Below are 23,421 nucleotides of genomic sequence, written 5' to 3'. Positions count from 1 at the left end.
CTTTTCAAAAATACTCTCGCCGAAGGCGAAATCTAATATCTCAACACCTGCCCAGTCTTGCTGACGACGAACTTGCGCACATCGGCAAAGCCCGGAGGGTTGCGCTCGGCCAGTACCTGAAACGGGCGCTGGGGCAGGATGATTGAGCGTTGTGTCCGTGTCGCTCCGGTCTCGGCCCCCTGCCCGCCGAACGGGTCCAACGCAAACACCTCGCGCTCGACGGTCGAAAACCATCCGGCGCGCTCTTCGACCACCTCTTCGCTTTGCAGCTCTTCGGTGGTCCAGGCTAGCGACCAGTCCTGACCTTCGGGCGCCTGCGCATCCTCCAGCACCTGCCGTAACGGGCCGGATTGCTCGGTATAGGCCGAGGAATACATCGGCCCCACATGGATGCGGCGCATGTGTTTGGGATGCAGGTCGTCGAAATCCTGATCGAAGCCCTTGGCGATGGTCACCAGTTTCAGCCCGCCCAAGGATTGCGCCATCAGATGGGCCTGCACCTCGGGCCAGCGACGTTGATCTTTGGGCAGGGCGGTCTTGCCGCTGTCCTCAAGCTGCATCAGGTAGATGACCGGCAGGTTGATCTGGCTGTCGTAGACCGCCCAATGGATCATGAACTTGCGCCGGTCACCCTCATTCCCGATCCAGTGACATTCGGGATCGTTGCGGGCCCAGAACAGCTCTCCTTTCAGCAATTCCTCGTAATAGAGCCTTTGGGACAGCGCGAACTGCAGTTTGGTGGGGATTTCCTGATCCCCGATGATGGTACGAACCATGTCGGTTTTTAGATCGTCTTCCGAGGGCATATTCGCCAGATGCACCTGCGCCTGCTGCGCGTCGTTGGCCATGGTCAGCAACTCGGCCGCCACCGGAAACCCGCTGTCGCGCTTGTCCATCGCAAGGCTGCCAAAGAACCGCCCCGTATCGCGCCCGACCAGCAGGTATTTCATGCTGAGCGCACGGAACGTGTAGAGCAGCCCCGACAGGTAGCGCGACACGATCCGCACCTCTTGTTTGCTGATCGCGCCCTCAGCCTCCATCGTCGCGGCCACGCGCAGGAGGTGGACGGTGATCACCTCAAACTTGCGGAAATAGCGGCGTGAGGCGAAGGTGTCGGTCAGGCCGACATGGTCTTGGGTGGGGTCAGTCATCGGAGATACCTGAGCGCCAAACTGTAACTGTGGAAATCAACTTTTTTGAAAGAAACCAAACAATCAACAACAGTCCGATTGGAACGCTTGCAGTTCCTAACAACCAAGTAAGGAAACCCCATAGGAGCGAAACATCCTTTCCAATTTCAGTGCTAGCATAAAGCCACAGCAGGAACATTGTCGCAAACGGCCAAACTACCAGTGCACAGCCGATCCAAAGGAGTTTGTTTCCGCTCTGCTTTGACAGTTCACCCACCATACAAATTCTTATCGTGCTTCTCGACAATCGAGGCAAACCGGCGGGCAAAGCGTTCATCCGCCTTGGCCTTTTTCTCCAGCACGTCGCGGGCGAAGACCATGTGGTCCTCGTGCGCCTCGAGCATGTCGGCCATCTTCTGGTTGGTCGCGGTGCCGATGGCGGCCATGGCGGTTTGCGCCTCTTGATCCGTCTGCACGCCGATCTCGTTTATGCGGTGGGCCACGTCCTGCTGCTGCGCGGTTTTCAGCGATTTGGTCAGGGCGTCATACAGCACCACGCGCTGTTGCGTGTCTGTTTGCAACTTGTTGATCAGCACCATCTGCGTCGCCGCCTGGTTCTGCAGTGAATCGACCCAAGTCTTGCCCTTTTCGATATAGCGCTCCAACGTCTGCGATTTGGCCAGCTTGACCTGCTCTTCCTGAACCTTGGCGTTGTACTGCTTGTTCAGCTCGGCCAGCTCGGTCTCAAGCTGGGTCCGCGCGGCGGCGTCCTGTTCGACGCTGATCTTGTTCTCCAGCGTGATTATCGTCGGATCCATGCCTTGAATCTCGGCCCGCAAAGCCTCCAGCTCGGCCACGGTTGCCTCGCGGTCGTCCAGTGTGACGGTCAGGTTGTCCTCAACCTTCACGCGCTGTTCCTCCAACACGGCCAACTGCCCTTCCAGCAGCTTCACGATCACGTCGGATTTCGCAATCAGGTCCTGCAGCTTGTCATCGATATTGGCGGTGCGCATCCGCTCTTGCCGCATGGACTCGGACTTGGCCTTGGCGAAAATACCAACGAACGATTCCCAACCGGTTTTCGAGCGCATCTCGTCGAAATCTTTAGAGAACGCATTGGTGACATCGTCCAGCCCCATGATCAGCTCGGCGATGTTGGCGTTCATCACCTCGGTATGGGCATGTACATCTTCCAAAGTGGCGTTTTCGATGTCGATATCCGCCTCAGCGGTTCCGATCTTGGCGCGTGCGGCGTCGATCCGCGACGTCAGGCTTTCAATTTGTGACTGGCTTTCGCGTACCTTGTTCTGAGTTTCTTCGATCAAGGCATCAAATTGATGGTTCGACATCTCTGCTATCCCTTTTTTCTTTAATTACCCAATAAGATAGGGAATGTTATGATGATTTACATCCCCTTGGGTCCAATATTTCGCCAAACTTTGACAAACTCAGCCCGAAAAAGATAGGCGCGAAATTTGACCAAGCCGGGATGCGAAATTAATTCGCAAATTGGAGAATTTGATCAAATCTGGATTGATCCGTCGGCCATTGTGGACATAGACATTCAATATCCCACCTGATTGGGTGCGATGACCCAATTTCTTGCCGGAGGCTGACCCATGCTGGACGCGATAACCGATCTGAAATCCCTTTTGAAGAACCCCGATCTGCTAGTGACCAAGGCCTATATCGGCGGTCAGTGGGTGGATGGTGACAACGGCACCTTTGCAGTGACCAATCCGGCCCGCGGTGACGTGGTGGCCGAGGTGGCAGATGTCAGCCGTGCGCAGGTGGCCGGAGCGATCGCACAAGCTGAGGCTGCGCAAAAGGAATGGGCCAAATTGACTGGCAAGGAACGCGCAGCGATCCTGCGTCGCTGGTTCGACCTGATGATGGATAATGCCGAGGATCTGGGCAAAATTCTAACCGCCGAACAAGGAAAACCCTTGGCCGAGGCGGTGGGTGAGATCGGCTATGGTGCCTCCTTCATCGAGTTCTTCGGCGAAGAGGCGAAACGCGTCTATGGTGAGACCATTCCGGGTCACCAGCGTGATAAACGGATTACGGTATTGAAACAGCCGATTGGTGTTGCGGCCTCAATCACCCCTTGGAATTTCCCCAATGCGATGATTACCCGTAAGGCTGCCCCGGCGCTGGCTGCGGGCTGCGCTTTCGTTGCACGTCCGGCCACCGAAACGCCCCTGTCGGCGCTGGTGTTGGCTGTGTTGGCCGAGAAGGCGGGCGTGCCCGCAGGTGTATTCAACGTGGTACCATCTACACAAGCCAGCGAGACTGGCAAGGAATTCTGCGAAAACCCTGGCGTACGCAAGCTGACCTTTACCGGATCAACCGAAGTGGGGCGCATTCTGCTGCGTCAGGCTGCGGATCAGGTGATGAAATGCTCGATGGAGCTGGGCGGCAACGCGCCGTTCATCGTTTTTGACGACGCCGATCTGGATGCAGCCGTCGAAGGTGCGATGCTGTGCAAGTTCCGCAACAACGGACAGACCTGCGTCTGCGCCAACCGAATCTACGTGCAGGCGGGTGTCTATGATGAGTTCGCCTCCAAACTGAAAGCCGCCGTTGAAGCGCTAAGTGTCGGCGACGGCCTTTCCGAAGGCACCACCACCGGCCCGCTGATCAACGAAGATGCGGTGGCAAAGGTCAAAGAGCATATCAAGGACGTGACCGACAAGGGCGGCGCGGTTCTAACCGGAGGTCTGCCCCATGATCTGGGCGGCACCTTCTTCCAGCCGACCATCGTGACCGGCGTCACTCAGGACATGATGGTTGCGCAGGACGAAACCTTTGGTCCGCTGGCACCACTGTTTAAGTTTGAAGATGAGGACGATGTTATCGCCATGGCCAACGACACGATCTTTGGTCTGGCCTCGTATTTCTATGCCAAGGACCTGAGCCGCGTCTACAAAGTGGCCGAAGCGCTGGAGTATGGCATCGTCGGCGTGAACACCGGCATCATCTCGACCGAGTTGGGCCCGTTTGGCGGCGTCAAACAATCCGGCCTGGGTCGCGAAGGCAGCCATCACGGCATGGAAGACTATCTTGAGATGAAATACGTCTGCATGTCGGTCTGATCCACCCGGTCCATTTATTTGGGTGCGCTTGCCTCTAAAGCGCATCCAAAGCGTTGCCATCTTTCAATGGACGGAGCCGAAACACAGCCCGGGCTGACTTCGGTCGGGGCGTTTGGGATGACCGGCAATGTCTGCAGTGAGCCCAATGCTGCCAATCAGCGGGGCTAATGCTTTGCTCACGCAGCATGCTGTTAGCCCAGCGAGTACCGGTTGGATCGTTTCCAGATAATTAGATCGTTCGTCGATTCGCTGTCCTTGTCACCAAGGTTGACCGTCGTAAGGTTCTGAAAATCGAATTGCATCTGAAAGAACGATTGCCGGTTTACCCTGATAGGCTAAAAAAAGGAGAGTATTGAGGCGCTGTAGCACAGCAATTCTATCATAGACGGCAAAGAAAAGAGCAGAGGCCAGAAATTCATCAGCAATCATCGTATGGCCTCCGGAAACATTGTCTATCTTCCCTTCATCTCGATGGAAAAGCTCACCGTTGAAAACTGCGTCTATTAAGTCCTTGGAAGAGACAGAGTGTTTATCAAATAGAATGGGTTCCTTCTTCCAATAGCACTTAAGAATTTTGATGGTGTCACGACCGACATCGCTTTCAGTATGCTTATATAGAAGGTTGCATACCTTGTTGAATTCAATAGGAGATTTTTGCATCCAGAACTGACGAAAGTCAACGTAAAGAGCCTTCAATCGGAACTTACCAACACCCATTTCATGGTCGCCTATTAGCTGTGGCGTTAATCCATGTACGTCTTTGACCGCGACGTCGACTTTTAGGCCATTTTTTTGAAGATCGATCCAGTTTTCCCAAAGCTCCTGATAGGCAGATTGGAAAACTGGAAGGACGTTCTGAATTTCTGTAGGTAGCGGGTTAGTCAGTATGGCGTATCTACGGCCATCAACTTTTCTCGTCAAATGCTTCATTGACCGATAAACCTATCGCATGTTTCTGGCAGGTATACTTCTCGCTTATCGCGAGCGGGTAGACAATGAACAATTCCTAGAACGCTCTGAAATGCAGCTTTGTCCGCTAAGCAGCCAATGGATCGCCCGTACCTTTACCACTTCTCGCCGAATGGCCGAATATCGAGTTCGAACGTCCAAGCAGATTTGTCTTGATGCGCAAGCATCAACGCCGTTTCTGCAATGTGCTGGGGATCGATAAAGAACTCGTCGGGTTCGTTGGGAGCGAAGTTCGTTCGGGTGTCTTCCGTGTCGATTACGCCGTCGATGACCAAATACGCAATGTGTACGCCTTTCGGACCCAGTTGCTTGGCGAGCGCGTTCGCCAGTGTGCGCTGGGCAGACTTCGAGGGGGCAAATGCTGTTGTCCATACGTTCCCCCGGAGCGCTGCAGTGGCACCAGATACGATGATTGCGCCGGAGCCACGTTCGGACATTTGAGGTCCTAAAGCCTTGGCAGCGGCGAATAGACCCAGTGCTCCAACACGCCAACTTTGTTCGAACTGGAGTTCTGAAACATCCTCCAAAGCTCCAAACTGGGCGAGGTCTGCGTTGTAAATTAGGACGTCGATGAGACCAAGATCGCTTTGAACGGATGTCAGAGCCGCCTTAAGGTTATCAGGGTCGCCCGCGTCGCATTCATAGGCTCGAACCGATGTATTGGTCGCTTCCTCTCCGTTAAATCTCGCGCCCGACCTGCTTAGCAGACCAAGACTGTATCCAGCTTGATTGAAGGTCTCAGCGTAAGCAACCCCAAGGCCCGGACCAAAGCCGATGATTGCACATACTTTCCTCCCCATGGTGAAATTCTCCTCAAAGCATGTCGAGTACGAGCAATCCTATCACGAAGCCGCCAAACCACATAGCGAACGGCAGCATTGTCCGCATAGCCGCCACTTGTTGCCGCAAAAACAACGCCCCGCGCCTGGAGGTGCGCGGGGCGTGCAGTCTGCGACAGTCCAGAGAGGCGGGACTATCGCGGTGTGTTTTGGCCTCAGTTCACGGCTTTGGCGTCAACCACATCCTTTTCGATGGCCTTGGCCGAAGAAATCTCGATCCGGCGCGGTTTCAGTGCCTCTGGCACCTCGCGCTTAAGGTCGATGTTCAGCATGCCGTTTTCATGATTCGCGCCAGTGACACGCACGTGATCGGCCAGCGCAAAGCGGCGCTCGAACGCGCGGGTGGCGATGCCACGGTGCAGGTAGCTGCGCTCTTTGTCCTCGGCGGCTTTTTTACCGGCAACGATCAGCGCGTTTTCCTTCACTTCGACCGACAGGTCGTCTTCCGAAAAACCGGCGACAGCAACCGAGATGCGGTAGGCGTCGACGTCTGTTTTTTCGATGTTGTAAGGCGGATAGCTGGGCTGAGCCACGTCATTGGTCAAAACGCGGTCCATCATGTCTGCGATCTGGTCGAAACCAATGGTGGCGCGGTGCAGCGGTGCAAAATCAAATGTACGCATGTGTCATATCCTCATGTCTGAGCGATCTGTGTTTTGCCCTCCATTTGGACGGGCGGTTCAGTATGCCGAGTCCCGTATTTGGCGACCCGGTACAGTTCACATGGGGAGCATTTTGATCGAGTTCAAGACCCGCCAGAGGAGATGAATTTCGCACCAGAACTGGATTTGTCAGTTCCCACCTGCAATCGGCGAATTGACGCCTGCGGCTTGGGCGCGTCACGGCGCAGATCAGCCTTTAATTCCTCAACGATACCGGCCAGTTCCATGCCAAAACCAACTTTCTGACGCCCATCGTTTCCAACAGCGGACACCACCGACAAGATTTGCCAACGCGGGCCGTTTCGGGCCAGCAGGGCCGAGCCTGATGACCCAAAGGTAATATCGCAGTTAAAGGTAATCAGCCCCTGACGCCGTTGCAGAATTCGGCAGGAACGTTCCCGCGTGATCGCCTCGGACCGACCACGCCCGTAGGAGGCAATACTGACCTCATTTCCGGCCAAACGTCCGCTGTGAAGGGCAAATGGATCGGCTACGGAATGGGGAATAGGCTGCTCAAGTCGCATCAAAGCCACATCCGCTCGGACGAAAGCAGCCGACAGGTGCGGGTGGTTGCCATAATCCGAATGCACAGCGATTTGAACAACACTCCGGTCAGCCAAAGCCTTACCGTTGCTCAAACCCGCCCGGAAAGTCACTTTACCGGGCGCGAATGGCCTACCCGTTCTCTTGTCTACCGCGCAGTGAGCTGCGGTCAAAACCAAATCCCGGGCAATCAATGTGCCGGTACAGAAACCCTGGTCGCCTATGTCCAGCCGACCGATAGCTTCCCAACCATAGAGGTCCTCGCGGTCCGTCAACTTGCGCTTGGCGCTTTGGGCATGCGACGTGGTCGACAGAACCGATAAGCACAAAAGGATGCCCAGAAAGAACCGCGTCATGGCTTGATGAACCTCGCGCCAATGTTTCTGCTGGTCGCACCACTGGGCGGTGCAGCACGGAACCCGCGTCCAGCAGACAATTCTGCGTGCAACAACTGCAACGACCCTTCAACCGGAGTGCCAACGGCGACGCGCTGTCCATTGAATTCAGCTTTGGCCGCCACCACAGACACGATGCGCGGGCGGTCCTCGGCGAAAGAAAAAACCGGCGCGCCGGATGAGCCGAACTCGACATCGCAAGACATCACCATAACTTCGGACCTGCGAGTCATGACCGAGCAGACCTCTTGCAGCGAAGGTGCCTCAGCCCGGTCTTGCGCGTATGACACCACACCAACCTCTTCGCCCCGATGCGGTCGATTGCCTGTGTCAAAGGGAACAATGGCGGTGTTGCGAATGGGTTGCCACAGTTCGATCAAGGCAATGTCATTGCGCAACCGCGCGGCCGAGGTTTCGTGTTCATAGCTATAGTTCGGGTGAATGACGGCCTGGCGCGCAGCCCGATAAGCTGACGCACGGCCCAGACGCCACGCCGCAAGAAACTCGACCTCAGACAGATCAATCCTCTGTCCGGTCGCCTTGTCAAACAGACAGTGTGCAGCGGTCAGGACCAAAGTCGGCGAAATCAGCGTACCGGTACAAAACCCGGCCCCGTTGATATCCAGACGGCCCACAGCCATCCAGGCGCGCCCGGCATCCGTAGTGTCCAGACTTTTCAGCCCGGTATCCTGCGCCATCGCGGCCATCGGCATAACAGCCAACGCTAAAGCCCTGATCCAGTTTCGCAAACGGTTCTCCGACGTTGCTTTTGATCTATCTTTCTACGGGCTTGGTTGGGCGAAAATAGGGCGGCTGCTCTGAATGCTGTTTCGGTCGGCTAGTGATGCACCACTGCATCAGCGGCGGTTACTTCAGTATCGGCACGTCAGACCCAAACGAATGCCCCGACTGCATTGCTCGGGGTTTGGGCCCTCCGGTGGCCCAGTCCAACAGCTCAACCGTATGCAGGACGGGAATGTCAGTTCCAGATCCGATCTGCATCATACACCCGATATTACCCGCAGCGATCACATCGGGGTTTTTCGCCTCAAGCGTTTTGACTTTGCGACGTTTCAACTGGCCCGAGATTTCAGGCTGCATCAGGTTATACGTGCCCGCGCTGCCACAGCACAAATGGCTGTCAGCAGGCTCTAACACAGCAAAACCGGCCCTCTTCAACAGGTCCTTGGGGTGGGTTTTGATCTTTTGCCCATGCTGCAGGGAACAGGCCGCGTGATAGGCAACGGTCAAGCCCTTGTCGGCGCCTTCCGGCAGGTCCAGCTGCACCAATAGCTCGCTGATATCCATCGCTATGCCCGACACCCGCGCCGCATCTTCTGCCAGCGGATCATTGCGGAACATATGCCCGTAATCCTTGACGGTGGTGCCACAGCCTGAGGTGTTGATGACGATCGCGTCCAGGCCGTTGTTGTCCATCTCGGCAACCCAGGCTCGGATATTGGCCTCTGCCGCTTTGTGGCTGTCCTGCACCTTGCCCATGTGATGGGTCAGCGCGCCACAGCATCCGGCGCCTTCGGCGACCACAACCTCGCACCCCAGCCGCGTGAGCAGGCGTATCGTCGCGTCGTTGATGTCGGTGTTCAGCGCCTTTTGCGCACATCCCGTCATCAGCGCCACCCGCTTGGTACGCGGTCCCTTGGGCGCAAAACTCTGCGGGTCATCATTGCGACTGACCGGAGGGATGTGTTTCGGCGCCATGTCCAGCATCGCCCGCAGGCGTGCATCAGGCATCAAAAAACGGAACGGGCGCCCCAGCTTGGCGCCTAATAGCGCCCAGCGGAACCTCATCGGATAAGGCAGGATCTTCGCCAGCACCCAGCGCAGCACGCGATCCGTGAAGGGGCGCTTGTAGTTGGCCTCGATGTATTCCCGCGCATGGTCGACAAGATGCATGTAATGCACGCCCGAGGGGCAGGTCGTCATGCAGGCCAGACACGACAAACAGCGGTCAATATGCTTGACCGTTTTCGCATCTGGAACCCGTTCATTCTCCAGCATGTCCTTGATCAGATAGATACGGCCGCGCGGGCTGTCCAACTCGTCCCCCAGCACTTGATAAGTCGGGCAAGTCGCGGTGCAAAACCCGCAATGGACACAACTGCGCAGGATGTCATTCGAACGCTTGATTGCCGGATTCTGCAGTTGTTCTTCAGTGAATGTCGTTTGCATCGACCTATCCCATCAGCCCCGGATTAAAGATACCGCGCGGGTCAAAACGTTGTCGAATTCCTTTTGTTAGAGCCTGAACTCCGGCCATCTCAGGCTGAAAGCGACCCAGAGCTTCGGTAGTCTGCACATCAGCCCGCACCAGCGTCGCGTGACCATCAAACATCCCCAATCGGGCGCGCAGATCGGTGCCGCTGGGAACCTGTACCCAAATCAAGCCTCCGCCCCAATCGAACAAAAGCTGGTCTGCCTGCAACCGCGCAGCGATCGCAGGTGCATCGCTTGGTTTGACCGATACCCGCCAGACATCGCCATCAGTGCCACGAAACGGGCCAACATCGCGCAGTGCCTGCCACAGGTTGGATGGGTCTTGGGTCTCGATGATCTCACCAAATCCTGACAGTGCTGATTTCAACTGATCGGTTCGATAAGCCACCGATTTCGAAAACCCTTCGACCCGCAGATAGGTACAACTGTCCTGTGGGTTGTATGCGGCACCGCTGACCTCGTACGGAGAACCCAGCGCTGCAGACATGGCCTGAACCGCTGTCTCGATATCCGCCACCTGAATGGCCAATGTCGACATCGCCTCGGGCTTAGGCAGTACTTTCAGCGAGACTTCGGTCAAGATTCCGAGCGTTCCCCAGGATCCGGCCATGAGTTTGACCAGATCGTAGCCGGTGACATTCTTCATTACCCGGCCGCCGTTCTTGATGACCTGTCCAGTACCGTCGACATATCGAACACCCAACAGAAAATCGCGGCACGCCCCGGCCTGGATGCGGCGCGGACCCGAGATATTGGCCGCCACAACACCACCAATGGTCGGCGTGCCGCTGGTGCCTAGCAAACCCCGGTTGTCCATCGGTTCAAACGCCAGTTGCTGCCCTTCGGCCTCCAATGCGGCCTCGATCTCGCTCACGGGCGTACCCGCTTTAGCCACCAAGGTCAGAGCACCGGGCTCATAGAGGGTAATTCCGCTCAACCCCGAGGTCCCGAGCGTGGTCTCCGGCCCATCCACTCCGCGTGTACCGCCACCGGCAATCCACACCGGTTCCGTCAGCCCCGCCACCATCTCGGCCAGTTCGGCCTCTGTCTCAGGTTTCATCGTCATTCTTCTTTGTTAGAGCCTGCTATTCCGCAGCAACCCGCACTTCCCGACGGGATTCGGATACATCAAGAGGGAAAACTTTGGCAGGGTTCAGCAACCAGTTCGGATCAAACACATCCTTGACGGCCATCTGCGCCTCGAGATCCTCAGGCGCGTATTGATGAGACATCAAATCCCGCTTTTCGATACCCACCCCATGCTCGCCGGTCAGGCAGCCACCCACATCCACACAAAGCTTCAGGATGTCGGCACCAAACGCCTCGCATTTCTCAAGATCGCCGGGTTTGTTGGCATCAAACAGGATCAACGGATGCATATTGCCGTCGCCTGCGTGGAATACGTTTCCGACAGGCAGGCCATATTCTTCACTCAACTCTCCGATCCGGCGCAGGACTTCGGGAAGCGAAGTCACGGGGATCGTGCCATCCAAGCACATATAATCGTTCATCTGCCCCATCGCCCCAAAGGCCGATTTCCGACCCAACCAGATTTTGGCGCTTTCCTCATCCGACTGGCTCTCGCGCAGTTCAACTGGGTTATGACGCTTGGCAATCTCGATGATCTTCGACAGTTGATCGTCGATTTCAGCCTCCGAGCCTTCGACCTCGACAATCAACAACGCGTGGCAATCCGGATACCCCGCATGGGCGAAATTCTCGCAAGCCTTGATGCAGAGCGTGTCCATGAACTCGATCGCCACCGGCAGGATGCCCGACTTGATGATGTCGGACACACATTGTCCCGCGACCTCGTTGTCATCGAAACCCATTAGAACGGGCCGCGCCCCTTCGGGCTTGCGCAGAATGCGCAGCGTGGCCTCGGTCACCACGCCCAACTGCCCTTCGGACCCGCAGATGACACCCAGCAGGTCCAGACCACCCGCATCCAAATGCGCGCCACCAATCTCGACGACGCTGCCATCCATCAGGACCATCTTCACGCCCATCAGGTTGTTGGTGGTCACACCATATTTCAGACAATGCGCCCCGCCCGAGTTCATGGCGATATTGCCCGCAATCGCACAGGCCAATTGCGAGGACGGATCGGGCGCGTAGAAAAAGTCCTCTTCCTCGACCGCACCGGTCACGCTCAGGTTGGTGCGGCCGGTCTGAACACGGATGAAGCGGTTATCATAATCGGTCTCCAGCACCTCGTTCATCCGGGCAATTCCCAGAATGACACAATCCGCAGTCGGCAGCGCCCCGCCCGCCAGCGACGTGCCAGACCCGCGTGGAACCACAGGCACACCTTCTTCATGGCAGATACGCAGCACGTCCGAGACCTGCTGTGTGCTGGACGGCAGGACCGCCAGCATCGGAGGGCAGCGATAGGCTGTCAACGCGTCGCACTCATAGGCGCGCGTCTCTGCCGGGTCATGAATCACCGCATCTTCCGGCAAAACCTGCAACAACCGGCGCAAAACTTCAGCTTTGCGTCGAAGGATGTCAGGGTTTGGTGTTGGCATGTCCATGGCGAACCCCCTTTTGGTAAATTATTATTACCAATTTCTCTATCTGGCAAGTTCCCTCATCCACACGTAGTGTCACGACCATGACCTGGATCGAACGCGCCCTGGTGTTTTCACCGCTCGACTATGCCGCCATTCTGTTGCTGTTCTTTGCCTGGCAGGGGATCGGGTGGCGGATCGACAACCCTTCACCTAACCGGAAATCTGTTACGATGATGATGGATGATTTCCGTCGCGACTGGATGCGCGAGATGGTGACGCGTCAACCGCGCATGTTCGACGCGCAAATGGTGGCCAGCATGCGGCAGGGCAGCACGTTTTTCGCCTCGACCACAATGATTGCCATTGGTGGCGGGCTGGCTTTGCTGGGCAATACTGAACGTCTGGCCGGGGTGGCGCAGGATCTGGCCATCGGCAGCGCCCCGGCGCTGGTCTGGGAGATTAAGATTCTGGTCGTGCTGGCATTTCTGTCCAATGCGTTTTTGAAATATGTTTGGGCGCATCGCCTGTTCGGCTATTGCGGGGTGCTGATGGCTGCCGTGCCAAACGATTCGGAAGACCCGCAGGCCTATCCCCGTGCTGCGCAAGCGGCCGAGATCTGTGTCACAGCAGCACGCAGTTTCAATCGCGCCTTACGCGCGACCTATTTCGCGCTGGCGTCGGTCACGTGGATTCTGGGGCCCGTGGCACTGATCATCGGCACCCTCGTCACCTTCGGCGTACTGTATCGGCGGGAATTTGCGTCTCATTCACGTTCGGTATTGCTGACCCTGCCACCCAACACAGAGTCGTGATGGCGATGCCCCGCTTCGCCGCCTATGGTCTCTTTATGCGATATCTGATTCTCGGCACCCTGTTAGCCAGCCCCGCTTTTGCCGATCCTGCAGTGATCGAAAATGTCTCTGCCCGTCAGAGCGGCGATACATGGCGATTTGATGTGACGATCCGGCACCCTGATACTGGCTGGGATCATTATGCCGATGGTTGGCGCGTGTTGGATATGGATGGCAATGAACTGGGCATGCGCGTGCTGCATCATCCGCATGAAAATGAGCAACCATTCACCCGTTCGCTAAGTGGCGTTGTGGTTCCCGAGGGCCTCACGCAGGTCCAGATTCAGGCGCGCTGCAATGTCGATGGCTGGAACGAAGGCACCACGGTTGTGGGTCTGAACTGAAGCTCAGAACACGCCCATGCTAAGCCCTGCGGCCATCGCTGCACCAATCTCGCGGCATTGCTCAAGCTGCTCCTCGGGAATGGTCTTTTCGGCCAGTATCGCCTCGGGCGTCTGCGCATGGGTGCAGAGGATCAGCGGCGGTTGAACCTCTTTCAGCCGCCAACCAGTGGCGATGCGGGCGGTCTGGCGCGCCGCGTTTTCTCCATCGGACCCGGCGCAGATCATTTGCGCATAAGGGCGGCCTTCGATTCTGCCCAAGACGGGATAATACGAACGGTCGAAGAATTCCTTCATCAGCCCCGAAATGGCCGCCAGATTCTCAGGCGCACAGAAGATATAGCCATCTGCGGCCAGCAAATCCTCGGGCCCGGCCTGATCTGCGGTTTTTAACACAACATCGGCTTCGTCACTCCCTGCCGCGGCCGCCGCTTCGGCCATCTGCCGGGCTCCGCCAGTGCGCGAATGGTAAACGATCAAAAGCTGCGCCATGTCAGACCCGGTGATAGGGGCCGCCCGACAGGATGGTTGCGGCCCGGTAAAGTTGCTCGGCCAGCATCACACGGACCAGCATATGGGGCCAGACCATCGACCCGAATGAGATGGAAAAGTCGGCCTCGGCGCGCAGACTAGGGTCTAACCCGTCGGCTCCGCCAATGATCAGCGCCAGATCCTGCCGCCCGGCGTCGCGCCAGAAGCCCAGTTTCTTGGCAAAATCAGGTGAGGACATAACACGCCCCCGCTCATCCAGCGTACAGATCACCGCGCCTTTAGGCAGCGCTTTGCGCAGCAGGGCGGCCTCGGCGCCCATCCCTGCGTTTTTCTTGCCCTCAACCTCGATCACCCGTGCTGGACCAAGGCCCAAGCCACGCCCGGTCCGGTCAAATCGTGTCAGATAATCGTCAAGCAGGGTCTTCTCCGGTCCGGCACGCAATCGCCCGACCGCACAAATGCTGATACGCATATATCTCTCGCCTCCGACCTGTTAATGCAGGCCGGGATGGCGCCTCAGTTGGCCGAGGCGCTGCCGCCCTGAGGCAGCCACATCTTTTCCAGCTGATAGAATTCACGCACTTCGGGGCGGAAGATATGGACGATCACGTCGCCCGTATCGATCAACACCCAGTCGCCGGCATCCTTGCCTTCGACCTTCGAGGTGAAACCGAATTCCTGCTTGATGCGATCCGTCAGCTTTTCTGCCATGGCCGAGACCTGACGGGTCGACCGACCCGAGGCAATCACCATGTGATCCGCAACCGAGGATTTGCCCTGCAGGTTGATCTGCACGACGTCTTCGGCCTTGTCATCGGAAAGTGAGGAAAGGATACGTTCAAGCAGCTTGTCGCTGATTGACTGAGAGTGAGCCATTACACTGGCCCGATCATCGGCGGGCAAACCCGCCTGGGTATGTAGAGACAGAACATAGTCCTCCTTTGCTGCGCGCCGCCAGAACCCCGGCGCCGGGGTATTATTAAGGTAGCAAGGGGATTGCAACAATTCAATGAACAGGCAGTTTCTGGCGGTGATGCAGGCTCACTCTTTGGCGAGTTGTTGCGCGTCTGCGTCTTCGGGCAGTATGCGCACCTCGCGCTGCGGGAAGGGCAATGAGATATCTTCTTCCTGAAACGCGTCCCACAAAGCCAGATAGACATTGCCCCGGATATTGGTCAGCCCCTTGGTCGGATCGCTGATCCAGAACCGCAAAACGTAGTCAACACTACTGTCGCCAAAACCGATAATGTGACAGACAGGTTCATGTGAGCCTCCGCTCAGCACCCGAGCGACTGTTTTCACGGATCGGACCGCAGTGGCGCGTACCTTATGGGGGTCATCGCCATAGCTGGTGCCGAAATTCAGATCAAGCCGAACAAATTTGTCTGAATGCGACCAGTTCACCACCTGATTGGTGATCAGATCCTCGTTTGGGATCAGATATTCCCGCCCATCCCGCGTGACGACCGAAACATAGCGCGCGCCCAGCGCGTTGATCCAACCGAACGTGTCACCCAACGAGATCACATCGCCGGGTTTAATCGAACGATCCATCAGAATGATGATCCCTGATATCAGGTTCGATACCACCTTTTGCAGGCCAAACCCGATACCCACACCAATCGCACCAGACAACAGCGCGATACCGGTCAGGTCAAAGCCCAGCGTGCGGATCGCCGCCATGAACACCGCGCCGTAAAGCAGCACCTGAATGCCCTTGGCCAGCAGCACCTGCATCGACGGGGTGATATCGTCATTGTTCTGCAACCCCCGTTCAGCCGCACGGGTGCCGATGCGGGCCAATGTCAGCAAAACACCGATCAGCAAAACCGCCTTGATGATACCCAGCGCCGAGATGTGCAGATCACCTATGGAAATCGCCACCCCGTCCAGAAAACCGGCCACGTCGTCGGTCAGATTCAAGGCAACCAGTGTTGCGTAGATCCACATGACCCACTTGAATATCTTCCGCAGTGTCCGGTTACGCACCAGCCTCGCAACCAACGCAATAGCCAGCCACGCCAGCGCCAGAGTCGCAACCACGCCGATTATGTAGCTGCGTGAAGGCCATGTGACCTGCTGCATCAACAGATACAGTGCCCATGAGATCACCACGAAATAGACCAGCGTCAGTCGCTGCATCAGCTGCACCAGAACGCGCAGCCGCCACTTGGGCCAGCCGGTGCGCGCCCGGGCCCAGGCCTCCCATCGTCCTTGGGTCACCAGATTCAGAACATAGGCCACTGCCCACAGGACCAGAATGATGAAAAGCTGGTGTTGTCGCCATCCCGGCGTCACGATCAGCTCGACAAGTTCTGCAAATTGCTCGGAAAAGCTCGCGACCATGTTGTCGTAGAGGTCCGACAGCGAGCTGGGGATAAGGTCTTTATTCATATCGCCAACTTGAACACCTGCGCAGGGCGATGCAACCCTGCCGCGGTTTTGAACCTTGATTGACGGCAAAGCCCGATATATCTGGTGCGCATGAGACTCACATTGGCCCCTGCACCAACATTGCAAGACCGCACGCGCCTGCGTGAACGGTTCTTTGGGGCCGCCCGCACGGTTCTGGCCCGCCTATAAGGCGCGTCCAGCCACTCGCCAGCTATTTCTCATTTAAATACGGGAGAGGACCAATGTCCCCCAAAACACTCTATGACAAGATCTGGGATGCCCATGTCGCGCATGAAGCCGACGATGGCACCTGCCTGCTGTATATCGACCGCCACCTGGTGCACGAAGTAACCAGCCCGCAGGCGTTCGAAGGCCTGCGCATGGCGGGCCGCAAGGTGCGCGCCCCGGAAAAGACCATCGCCGTGCCCGATCACAACGTGCCCACCACGCCTGATCGCGTGAACGGAATCGAGAACCCGGAATCACGCATTCAGGTCGAAGCACTGGACAAGAACGCCAAGGATTTCGGTATTCACTATTACCCGGTGAATGACGTCCGTCAGGGCATCGTGCACATCGTTGGCCCTGAGCAAGGCTGGACCCTGCCCGGCATGACCGTTGTTTGCGGCGACAGCCACACCGCCACCCACGGCGCGTTTGGCGCTTTGGCGCACGGCATCGGCACGTCCGAGGTTGAGCACGTTCTGGCCACCCAGACGCTGATCCAGAAGAAGTCCAAGAACATGAAGGTCGAGATCACCGGTAAATTGCAGCCGGGCGTGACCGCCAAGGATATCACTCTGGCCGTGATCGGTGAAACTGGGACCGCCGGCGGCACCGGCTATGTCATCGAATATTGCGGCGAAGCGATCCGCGATCTGTCGATGGAAGGCCGCATGACCGTCTGCAACATGGCCATCGAAGGCGGCGCCCGCGCCGGTCTGATCGCACCGGATGAGACCACCTTTGAATATGTCAAAGGCCGCCCCCATGCACCGAAAGGGGCTCAGTGGGAAGCCGCAATGGACTGGTGGAAAACACTCTACACCGACGAAGGCGCGCATTACGACAAGGTCATTACCCTGCGTGGTGAAGACATCGCGCCGGTCGTGACCTGGGGCACCAGCCCCGAGGACGTGCTGCCGATCACTGCCTCCGTACCGCATCCCGAGGATTTCGAAGGCGGCAAGGTCGACGCGGCCCGTCGTTCGATCGAATACATGGGGCTGGAAGCTGGTCAAAAGCTGAGCGACGTGGAAATCGACACTGTTTTCATCGGATCCTGCACCAACGGTCGAATCGAAGACCTGCGCGCCGCGGCTGAGATCTTGAAAGGTAAGAAGATCAAGGACGGGATGCGCGCCATGGTCGTGCCGGGTTCAGGTCTTGTCCGCGCTCAGGCCGAAGAAGAAGGTCTGGCAGATATCTTCAAAGAGGCCGGGTTCGAATGGCGCCTGGCCGGATGTTCGATGTGCCTGGCGATGAACCCCGACCAGTTGCAGCCGGGCGAGCGCTGTGCCGCGACCTCAAACCGCAACTTCGAAGGCCGTCAGGGTCGCGGTGGGCGGACCCACCTTCTCAGCCCCGCCATGGCTGCCGCAGCGGCACTCACAGGACGGCTGACAGACGTCCGTGAATTGATGTAAGGTGCCCTCATATCTAGATATTTGAGGGATTGAAGACATGAGTGACTGGATCAAATGGCTCCTGCTGGGGCTTCTGTCGATAGCGTTTGGTATCTTTGTACTGGGCGCACCGGCGGTGGCGTCGATTGCCGTGACAGTGGTAACCGGTGTGTTGCTGCTGATCTCGGGCGCGTTGCAAGTTGTCGGCGGTTTCACCATCGAGGGAACCGGTAACAAGATTCTGTCGCTCATCATGGGCGTTGTCATGCTGTTCCTCGGTTGGTCCTTTCTGGATCACCCGCTGCAGGGAACAGTCACATTGGCTACCGTATGTCTGATCCTGTTCATGGCAGGCGGCATCGCTCGGGTGATCCTGTCGTTCCAGATGCGTGGAACACAGTATTTCTGGGCGACGCTGATCTCGGGCATCATGTCGATCGTTCTGGCGATCCTGATCTGGCGTTTTGCCGCCGCAGAACCGGCTGTGCTGCTGCAATTGCTGGGCATCCTGCTGGGCATCGAGATGATCTTTAACGGGCTCGGCCTGGTCTTCATGGCGTTCTTCGTCAAGGACGCCCCCAAAGACGAAACTACAGAAGCGAAACAAGCTTAAACGCGGGGCATGGGCGCGGCCCTCTCCCGCAGGAGTGTGAACATGGAAAAGTTTGAAAAAGTCCACGGGGTGGCCGCCCCAATGCCACTGATCAATATCGACACAGATATGATCATCCCAAAAGTGCACCTGAAAACCATCAAACGGTCCGGCCTTGGCGTCGTGCTGTTTGATGAGATGCGCTATCACGACGACGGGCAGGAAAACGAAGAGTTTGTCCTGAACAAACCCGCCTATCGCCAAACCGAGATTCTGGTTGCAGGCGACAACTTCGGCTGCGGCTCGTCGCGCGAACATGCACCTTGGGCGATCAAGGATTTCGGCATCAAGGTCGTGATCTCAACCAGCTTTGCGGACATCTTCTTCAACAACTGCTTCAAGAACGGCATCCTGCCCATCGTTGTCGAGGAAGAGCATCATGCGATCCTGATGGATGACGCGCATAAGGGCGAAAACGCCCGCATGACCGTGCATCTGGAAGATCAAAAGATCACCACGTCGGATGGTGTCGAGATCGAATTCGACATCGACCCGCACCGCAAGCACTGCCTGCTGAACGGTCTGGACGACATCGGCCTGACAATGGAAAAAGACCACCACATCGACAAGTTCGAAGATCACGCGAACCAAGCTCGTCCCTGGGTGTGATTCTGGGAAAGAGTTTTGAATTACTCAACCTAATGGGGTCGCAAATGCGGCCCCATTCTCTTTCTTGGGTGATGGAACCACCAAACCACAACATATAGGCATCACATTGGTATACACGTCGGATTTGCGTCAGAAATGATGCAATACCGCACCAGTTGCGCCATCTTTTTGCCCTAAATGGCGTGTTTTCTGCGCCTTGGCTTGAGCGAAATGCCGCTTATCGTCAATGTTGGCAATATAGAGGCAACCGTCAAAAACAAACGCGGCGGGCACAAGTTGGAACTAGGTCGGCAAAGAATCGGCTAATCCGGTTTGGAAAGGGTTCGGATAGTGATTGCGCGCACAACTGGGGCGACGATTCGTGGAATATTGGTCGCACTGATGGTGCTGACGCCCGCGTTGTACCTGCCCGTATCGTCAACGAATGGCACCGAGATCGTCGTCTTTCTCGCCATTCTCGCATTCTTTCTGACCTTCGCCGAATATAACTCAGCCTTCCCCAGCTTTATCGAATTCCGCGACGCACCGCCTGTGAACCGGCTGCGCTTTGTCGGGCTGATGACCATGGTCACGTTCCTGACACTGATCTGTAAAAACATATATGCGCCGACCGATCTGACCGCTGCGATTTACGCCGTCGGGCTGGGTGTCGCCAACATAGTCGACTTCCCTTACTCGCCGGTCCGGCTGATCATCCTGATGCTGCCATCAGATGCCAGCCCGTCTCTGATTGAACTGGTCCGTATCTCAGCCAGCGCGGCCTATGTAGCGGCGCTGGTGACGATTGCAAGCTTTGCTTACGCGGTAAAGATACGCGGTTGGCCCACTGGCAACGGTGCTTTTAATGTCTGGACGAATCTGCCGCTGTTCGACCCGACCAACGGCGGTGACGTCGTTAACCGCCTGCAACGTGACGGGCGCCTGAACATCTCGATCGGGGTGTTGCTGCCATTCCTGATCCCGGCACTGATCAAACTGCTGACAATTTACGCAAACCCGATCTCGCTGAGCAATCCTCAGACCCTGATCTGGACCTTAAGCGCCTGGGCGTTCCTGCCTGCAAGTATGATCATGCGCGGTATGGCGACATTGCGCATCGCAAATCTGATCGTCGAAAAACGCCGCGCTTATTCCACTGCTGAGTCTACACAGGCCGCATGATCCGCATCCTTCTGCTGTTGTTGCTGCCGGTCATAGCGCAGGCAGAAACAGTTCGTATCGCCACCTATAACACGGAACTCAGCCGCGACGGGCCAGGCCTTTTGCTGCGCGATATTCGGCGCGGTGATGCGCAGGTGCAGGCGGTTGTTGATGTGTTGGTGGCCGCGCATCCTGATATCCTCGCACTGCAGGGCATCGACTGGGATATGGATGGTTTGGCCGTGACGGCTCTGGTCAGGCGGTTGCAAGCGGCTGGGTTGGATTACCCTTACCACTTTTCTGCCCAACCCAATGCCGGTCTTGAAACGTCGTTGGACCTGAATGGAGACGGGCGAGTTTACGGCCCGGCCGACGCGCAGGGCTGGGGCCGCTTCACCGGCCAAGGCGGGCTTGTGGTGCTGTCGCGTTACCCAATTCACGCCGCCGACGTGCAGGACTTCACCGGGCTACTCTGGCGTGACCTTCCGGATGCACATTTGCCAGCCACCGAAGACGGGCCATTCCCTTCGGAAGACGCTCAGCGCATTCAGCGCCTGTCCGCTTTGGCCCATTGGATCGTGCCTGTAGACACGCCTATCGGCGTTTTAAGCCTTATGACATTTCATGCCGCGCCACCGGTATTTGACGGGCCGGAAGATCGCAACGGACTGCGCAACCGCGATGAAATCCGCCTCTGGTCTTTGGTTCTGGACGGCAAACTGGGGCGCAGGCCCACCGCCCCGTTTGTGATCGCAGGGGACGCGAATCTGGACCCTGAGCGCGGAGAAGGACGTAGAGAAGCAATCCAGACCCTGCTGGCCGATCCACGCCTGCAGGACCCGATGCCCGCTGATTCCACTGGTGCGCTAACTACAGTGGACTGGAAAGCTGTGGGGGAAATGCGGGTGGACTATGTTTTGCCTTCTGTCGGGCTGCAGGTCACGGGTGCAGGCATAATCTGGCCTGAAGAGGGCACATCCTTGCACGAGGCAGCTTCGCAGGCCAGCAGACATCGGTTGGTTTGGGTCGACGTGGCCGTACCCGACAGACCTTTGAATTGACCCTTCAGATCTCAACGCCAATTGCCTCCGGTCTGGCTGACCACTCCGCACCCTTTGCGTCAGACCCGTTGCATGCGCTGGGTCTGACATTTGTTAAACTAAGGGCTGAAAGATGGCCCTCAAAGCGCGCCGGTATATGTCCCGCGTGGCGGATAATTGTTGCTCAAAGTGAACTTCAGGCCGCCGACAATGTCGGACATTGCGGGCCGGGCAAAGGGGGTTGTCTGTTGCCACGCGTAGTACAACGTCCGCTCGGGAGAAATGAAGAAATGCCCGGGTTCGGCAAACAGGGCGGGCTCGGCACTACCTTCGCGCGCAGTCGAGATATGCAGTCCCCAGTCATCGCGCGCTGTTGCCATTGGCAAACTATGGCCAACGCGTAACCGCGATACCCCGGCCTTTTCGACCGTTTCTGCAGCGCGGTCTGCCGTGTCAGTGGTGACCATGATCACCTCGATCCCCAGTTCTGCGAAATCGTCCAGCGCCGCTTCGACCTCTTTCATCTGCTTGATACAGATTGGGCAGTGCAGACCACGGTACTGAATCACCAGTGTGCCGTTCTCGCCCTTGTCAGCGTCAAGATCGAACGTTCCATGGCCCACGGTTTCGATTTTTAGCGCGGGGACTGGATTTCCCGGTATCAACATGTGTTTTCCTCGTGAATTGGCGGGTTCGTCTCATTGACCCGATGCGGCGCAGACGCTAGGGCCTTTGCGACGAAACGCAAGGAGACCGTTCATGTCCAACCCCTCGCTCCTCATCCTGCCCGGAGACGGAATTGGCCCGGAAGTCATGGCAGAAGTGCGCAGAATCATCAATTGGTTCGGCGAAAAGCGCGGCCTTCACTTTGACGTGAGCGAGGATCTAGTCGGTGGCGCCGCCTATGATGCGCACGGAAAACCGCTATCGGATGAGACCATGGCCAAGGCGCAAGAAGTGGACGCTGTTCTGCTGGGCGCGGTCGGTGGTCCGAAATACGACGATCTGGATTTCAGCCTCAAGCCCGAGCGCGGCCTGCTGCGCCTGCGCAAGGAAATGGACCTGTATTCCAACCTGCGCCCGGCACAGTGCTTTGACGCGCTGGCGGATTTCTCGTCGCTGAAAAAAGACATCGTCGCCGGTCTGGACATCATGATCGTGCGCGAGCTGACCTCGGGCGTCTATTTCGGCGAGCCGCGCGGTATCTTCGAAGAAGGTAATGAACGCGTGGGTATCAACACCCAGCGCTACACCGAATCCGAGATCGAACGCGCTGCGCGCTCGGCCTTTGAACTGGCGATGCGCCGGAACAAAAAGGTCTGCTCGATGGAGAAGGCCAATGTGATGGAATCGGGCATTCTGTGGCGCGAGGTCGTGGAACGCGTGGCGAAGGATTACCCTGAGGTTGAGCTGAGCCATATGTATGCCGATAACGGCGCGATGCAGTTGGTGCGCGCGCCCAAGCAGTTTGACGTGATCCTGACCGACAACCTGTTCGGCGACATCCTGTCGGATTGTGCCGCGATGCTGACCGGTTCGCTGGGCATGCTGCCCTCGGCGTCTCTGGGCGCACCGATGGCCAATGGCCGCCCCAAGGCGATGTACGAGCCCGTGCACGGCTCGGCCCCCGATATCACGGGTCAGGGCAAGGCCAACCCGATTGCCTGTATCCTCAGCTTTGCCATGGCGCTGCGCTACAGCTTTGATCAGGGCGAAGAAGCAGACCGTCTGGAAGCCGCGATCGAGAAGGTTCTGGCGGACGGTGTCCGCACCGGTGATCTTCTGGCCGATGAGGGCGTGACCCCGGTCTCGACCACCGAGATGGGTGACGCGATTCTGGCGGCGCTGGACAGCAGCCTCTAATCGGACCTCTGATTTCAACGAAAAAGGCGGTGT

Annotated in this window: 24 protein-coding genes; 9 read left to right on the top strand and 15 right to left on the bottom strand. The window is 57.3% G+C overall.

The genetic code is table 11. The features are described 5' to 3' along the window. Positions 1 to 32: 32 nt before the first annotated feature. A complete protein-coding gene (locus tag GOW93_RS16430; protein WP_170386743.1) occupies positions 33 to 1,151 on the bottom strand; it encodes a hypothetical protein in 1,119 nt (372 codons plus the stop codon). A gap of 248 nt (positions 1,152 to 1,399) precedes the next feature. Further along, positions 1,400 to 2,479, bottom strand: coding sequence for a hypothetical protein (locus GOW93_RS16425; RefSeq protein WP_170386741.1), 1,080 nt, complete (start codon positions 2,477 to 2,479; stop codon positions 1,400 to 1,402). A 270-nt stretch (positions 2,480 to 2,749) separates the two neighbouring features. Between GOW93_RS16425 and GOW93_RS16420 the strand changes: the two genes are divergently transcribed. Then, on the top strand, positions 2,750 to 4,225 hold the full coding sequence (locus tag GOW93_RS16420; RefSeq protein ID WP_170386739.1) for an NAD-dependent succinate-semialdehyde dehydrogenase: 1,476 nt from the start codon (positions 2,750 to 2,752) through the stop codon (positions 4,223 to 4,225). Positions 4,226 to 4,483: 258 nt separating this feature from the next. Here the strand turns inward: GOW93_RS16420 and GOW93_RS16415 are convergent, their stop codons facing one another. The 8 genes from GOW93_RS16415 to GOW93_RS16380 all read right to left on the bottom strand — a co-directional run bounded on the left by GOW93_RS16415 (position 4,484) and on the right by GOW93_RS16380 (position 12,402). Continuing rightward, positions 4,484 to 5,155: a hypothetical protein gene (locus tag GOW93_RS16415; RefSeq protein ID WP_170386737.1), complete on the bottom strand. Its 672-nt coding sequence runs from the start codon at positions 5,153 to 5,155 to the stop codon at positions 4,484 to 4,486. Positions 5,156 to 5,289: 134 nt separating this feature from the next. Further along, positions 5,290 to 5,994, bottom strand: coding sequence for an SDR family NAD(P)-dependent oxidoreductase (locus GOW93_RS16410; protein ID WP_170386735.1), 705 nt, complete (start codon positions 5,992 to 5,994; stop codon positions 5,290 to 5,292). Between the two features lie 194 nt (positions 5,995 to 6,188). Then, the gene (locus GOW93_RS16405; protein ID WP_170386716.1) at positions 6,189 to 6,656 is read right to left on the bottom strand and encodes an Hsp20 family protein; all 468 of its coding nucleotides are present in this window, start codon (positions 6,654 to 6,656) and stop codon (positions 6,189 to 6,191) included. 122 nt (positions 6,657 to 6,778) lie between these two features. After that, positions 6,779 to 7,594, bottom strand: a complete 816-nt coding sequence (locus GOW93_RS16400; protein ID WP_170386713.1) for a trypsin-like serine peptidase — start codon at positions 7,592 to 7,594, stop codon at positions 6,779 to 6,781. Further along, entirely contained in the window at positions 7,591 to 8,382 is a 792-nt protein-coding gene (locus GOW93_RS16395) for a trypsin-like serine peptidase (protein ID WP_254443636.1), read from the bottom strand. Before GOW93_RS16395 ends, GOW93_RS16400 begins: the two co-directional genes overlap by 4 nt. 118 nt (positions 8,383 to 8,500) lie before the next feature. After that, positions 8,501 to 9,823: a glycolate oxidase subunit GlcF gene (gene glcF / locus GOW93_RS16390; RefSeq protein ID WP_170386710.1), complete on the bottom strand. Its 1,323-nt coding sequence runs from the start codon at positions 9,821 to 9,823 to the stop codon at positions 8,501 to 8,503. 4 nt (positions 9,824 to 9,827) lie between these two features. Next, positions 9,828 to 10,928 (bottom strand): FAD-binding protein, encoded by a 1,101-nt coding sequence (locus GOW93_RS16385; RefSeq protein WP_170386708.1) that lies wholly within the window; start codon positions 10,926 to 10,928, stop codon positions 9,828 to 9,830. A gap of 25 nt (positions 10,929 to 10,953) precedes the next feature. Beyond that, positions 10,954 to 12,402, bottom strand: a complete 1,449-nt coding sequence (locus GOW93_RS16380) for an FAD-linked oxidase C-terminal domain-containing protein (RefSeq protein ID WP_170386706.1) — start codon at positions 12,400 to 12,402, stop codon at positions 10,954 to 10,956. Between the two features lie 80 nt (positions 12,403 to 12,482). On the opposite strand from GOW93_RS16380, the gene GOW93_RS16375 reads away from it, so the two are divergent. Continuing rightward, positions 12,483 to 13,193 (top strand): DUF599 domain-containing protein, encoded by a 711-nt coding sequence (locus GOW93_RS16375; RefSeq protein ID WP_170386704.1) that lies wholly within the window; start codon positions 12,483 to 12,485, stop codon positions 13,191 to 13,193. A gap of 35 nt (positions 13,194 to 13,228) precedes the next feature. Continuing rightward, on the top strand, positions 13,229 to 13,576 hold the full coding sequence (locus GOW93_RS16370; RefSeq protein ID WP_170386866.1) for a hypothetical protein: 348 nt from the start codon (positions 13,229 to 13,231) through the stop codon (positions 13,574 to 13,576). 3 nt (positions 13,577 to 13,579) lie between these two features. Here the strand turns inward: GOW93_RS16370 and GOW93_RS16365 are convergent, their stop codons facing one another. The 4 genes from GOW93_RS16365 to GOW93_RS16350 form a co-directional block, all read right to left on the bottom strand. Further along, positions 13,580 to 14,065 (bottom strand): flavodoxin family protein, encoded by a 486-nt coding sequence (locus tag GOW93_RS16365; protein WP_170386701.1) that lies wholly within the window; start codon positions 14,063 to 14,065, stop codon positions 13,580 to 13,582. 1 nt (position 14,066) lies between these two features. Next, positions 14,067 to 14,537 (bottom strand): 23S rRNA (pseudouridine(1915)-N(3))-methyltransferase RlmH, encoded by a 471-nt coding sequence (gene rlmH, locus GOW93_RS16360; RefSeq protein ID WP_170386698.1) that lies wholly within the window; start codon positions 14,535 to 14,537, stop codon positions 14,067 to 14,069. A gap of 44 nt (positions 14,538 to 14,581) precedes the next feature. After that, the gene (gene rsfS, locus GOW93_RS16355) at positions 14,582 to 14,941 is read right to left on the bottom strand and encodes a ribosome silencing factor (RefSeq protein ID WP_058276550.1); all 360 of its coding nucleotides are present in this window, start codon (positions 14,939 to 14,941) and stop codon (positions 14,582 to 14,584) included. Positions 14,942 to 15,106: 165 nt separating this feature from the next. Continuing rightward, positions 15,107 to 16,459: a mechanosensitive ion channel family protein gene (locus GOW93_RS16350; RefSeq protein WP_170386695.1), complete on the bottom strand. Its 1,353-nt coding sequence runs from the start codon at positions 16,457 to 16,459 to the stop codon at positions 15,107 to 15,109. Between the two features lie 242 nt (positions 16,460 to 16,701). Here GOW93_RS16350 and leuC point away from each other — a divergent pair, with 242 nt between their 5' ends. The 5 genes from leuC (at position 16,702) to GOW93_RS16325 (ending at position 21,546) form a co-directional block, all read left to right on the top strand. After that, entirely contained in the window at positions 16,702 to 18,105 is a 1,404-nt protein-coding gene (gene leuC, locus GOW93_RS16345) for a 3-isopropylmalate dehydratase large subunit (protein WP_170386693.1), read from the top strand. A gap of 37 nt (positions 18,106 to 18,142) precedes the next feature. Then, positions 18,143 to 18,697 carry an HdeD family acid-resistance protein gene (locus GOW93_RS16340; RefSeq protein ID WP_170386690.1) on the top strand — a complete coding sequence of 185 codons (555 nt, stop codon included), beginning with the start codon at positions 18,143 to 18,145 and terminating at the stop codon, positions 18,695 to 18,697. Positions 18,698 to 18,739: 42 nt separating this feature from the next. Continuing rightward, entirely contained in the window at positions 18,740 to 19,345 is a 606-nt protein-coding gene (leuD, locus tag GOW93_RS16335; RefSeq protein ID WP_170386686.1) for a 3-isopropylmalate dehydratase small subunit, read from the top strand. Between the two features lie 330 nt (positions 19,346 to 19,675). Beyond that, positions 19,676 to 20,506 carry a hypothetical protein gene (locus tag GOW93_RS16330; RefSeq protein WP_170386684.1) on the top strand — a complete coding sequence of 277 codons (831 nt, stop codon included), beginning with the start codon at positions 19,676 to 19,678 and terminating at the stop codon, positions 20,504 to 20,506. Then, a complete protein-coding gene (locus GOW93_RS16325; RefSeq protein WP_170386681.1) occupies positions 20,503 to 21,546 on the top strand; it encodes an endonuclease/exonuclease/phosphatase family protein in 1,044 nt (347 codons plus the stop codon). Before GOW93_RS16330 ends, GOW93_RS16325 begins: the two co-directional genes overlap by 4 nt. A gap of 119 nt (positions 21,547 to 21,665) precedes the next feature. Here the strand turns inward: GOW93_RS16325 and GOW93_RS16320 are convergent, their stop codons facing one another. Continuing rightward, on the bottom strand, positions 21,666 to 22,193 hold the full coding sequence (locus tag GOW93_RS16320) for a redoxin domain-containing protein (RefSeq protein ID WP_170386678.1): 528 nt from the start codon (positions 22,191 to 22,193) through the stop codon (positions 21,666 to 21,668). Positions 22,194 to 22,284: 91 nt separating this feature from the next. On the opposite strand from GOW93_RS16320, the gene leuB reads away from it, so the two are divergent. Next, entirely contained in the window at positions 22,285 to 23,388 is a 1,104-nt protein-coding gene (gene leuB, locus GOW93_RS16315; RefSeq protein ID WP_170386675.1) for a 3-isopropylmalate dehydrogenase, read from the top strand. Positions 23,389 to 23,421 lie beyond the last annotated feature (33 nt).

This window comes from Ruegeria atlantica, assembly GCF_013032455.1.
Taxonomy (GTDB): domain Bacteria; phylum Pseudomonadota; class Alphaproteobacteria; order Rhodobacterales; family Rhodobacteraceae; genus Ruegeria; species Ruegeria atlantica_B.
This window is presented reverse-complemented; position numbering and strand designations above follow the sequence as displayed.

Coding starts and splice junctions, on each gene's coding strand:
- glcF (WP_170386710.1), bottom strand. CDS start 9,823: ATGCAAACGACATTCACTGAAGAACAACTGCAGAATCCGGCAATCAAG.
- GOW93_RS16375 (WP_170386704.1), top strand. CDS start 12,483: ATGACCTGGATCGAACGCGCCCTGGTGTTTTCACCGCTCGACTATGCC.
- GOW93_RS16415 (WP_170386737.1), bottom strand. CDS start 5,155: ATGAAGCATTTGACGAGAAAAGTTGATGGCCGTAGATACGCCATACTG.
- GOW93_RS16350 (WP_170386695.1), bottom strand. CDS start 16,459: ATGAATAAAGACCTTATCCCCAGCTCGCTGTCGGACCTCTACGACAAC.
- GOW93_RS16370 (WP_170386866.1), top strand. CDS start 13,229: ATGCGATATCTGATTCTCGGCACCCTGTTAGCCAGCCCCGCTTTTGCC.
- GOW93_RS16340 (WP_170386690.1), top strand. CDS start 18,143: ATGAGTGACTGGATCAAATGGCTCCTGCTGGGGCTTCTGTCGATAGCG.
- GOW93_RS16320 (WP_170386678.1), bottom strand. CDS start 22,193: ATGTTGATACCGGGAAATCCAGTCCCCGCGCTAAAAATCGAAACCGTG.
- GOW93_RS16430 (WP_170386743.1), bottom strand. CDS start 1,151: ATGACTGACCCCACCCAAGACCATGTCGGCCTGACCGACACCTTCGCC.
- GOW93_RS16405 (WP_170386716.1), bottom strand. CDS start 6,656: ATGCGTACATTTGATTTTGCACCGCTGCACCGCGCCACCATTGGTTTC.
- GOW93_RS16420 (WP_170386739.1), top strand. CDS start 2,750: ATGCTGGACGCGATAACCGATCTGAAATCCCTTTTGAAGAACCCCGAT.
- GOW93_RS16385 (WP_170386708.1), bottom strand. CDS start 10,928: ATGAAACCTGAGACAGAGGCCGAACTGGCCGAGATGGTGGCGGGGCTG.
- leuB (WP_170386675.1), top strand. CDS start 22,285: ATGTCCAACCCCTCGCTCCTCATCCTGCCCGGAGACGGAATTGGCCCG.
- GOW93_RS16410 (WP_170386735.1), bottom strand. CDS start 5,994: ATGGGGAGGAAAGTATGTGCAATCATCGGCTTTGGTCCGGGCCTTGGG.
- rlmH (WP_170386698.1), bottom strand. CDS start 14,537: ATGCGTATCAGCATTTGTGCGGTCGGGCGATTGCGTGCCGGACCGGAG.
- GOW93_RS16325 (WP_170386681.1), top strand. CDS start 20,503: ATGATCCGCATCCTTCTGCTGTTGTTGCTGCCGGTCATAGCGCAGGCA.
- leuD (WP_170386686.1), top strand. CDS start 18,740: ATGGAAAAGTTTGAAAAAGTCCACGGGGTGGCCGCCCCAATGCCACTG.
- GOW93_RS16400 (WP_170386713.1), bottom strand. CDS start 7,594: ATGACGCGGTTCTTTCTGGGCATCCTTTTGTGCTTATCGGTTCTGTCG.
- leuC (WP_170386693.1), top strand. CDS start 16,702: ATGTCCCCCAAAACACTCTATGACAAGATCTGGGATGCCCATGTCGCG.
- rsfS (WP_058276550.1), bottom strand. CDS start 14,941: ATGGCTCACTCTCAGTCAATCAGCGACAAGCTGCTTGAACGTATCCTT.
- GOW93_RS16380 (WP_170386706.1), bottom strand. CDS start 12,402: ATGGACATGCCAACACCAAACCCTGACATCCTTCGACGCAAAGCTGAA.
- GOW93_RS16365 (WP_170386701.1), bottom strand. CDS start 14,065: ATGGCGCAGCTTTTGATCGTTTACCATTCGCGCACTGGCGGAGCCCGG.
- GOW93_RS16425 (WP_170386741.1), bottom strand. CDS start 2,479: ATGTCGAACCATCAATTTGATGCCTTGATCGAAGAAACTCAGAACAAG.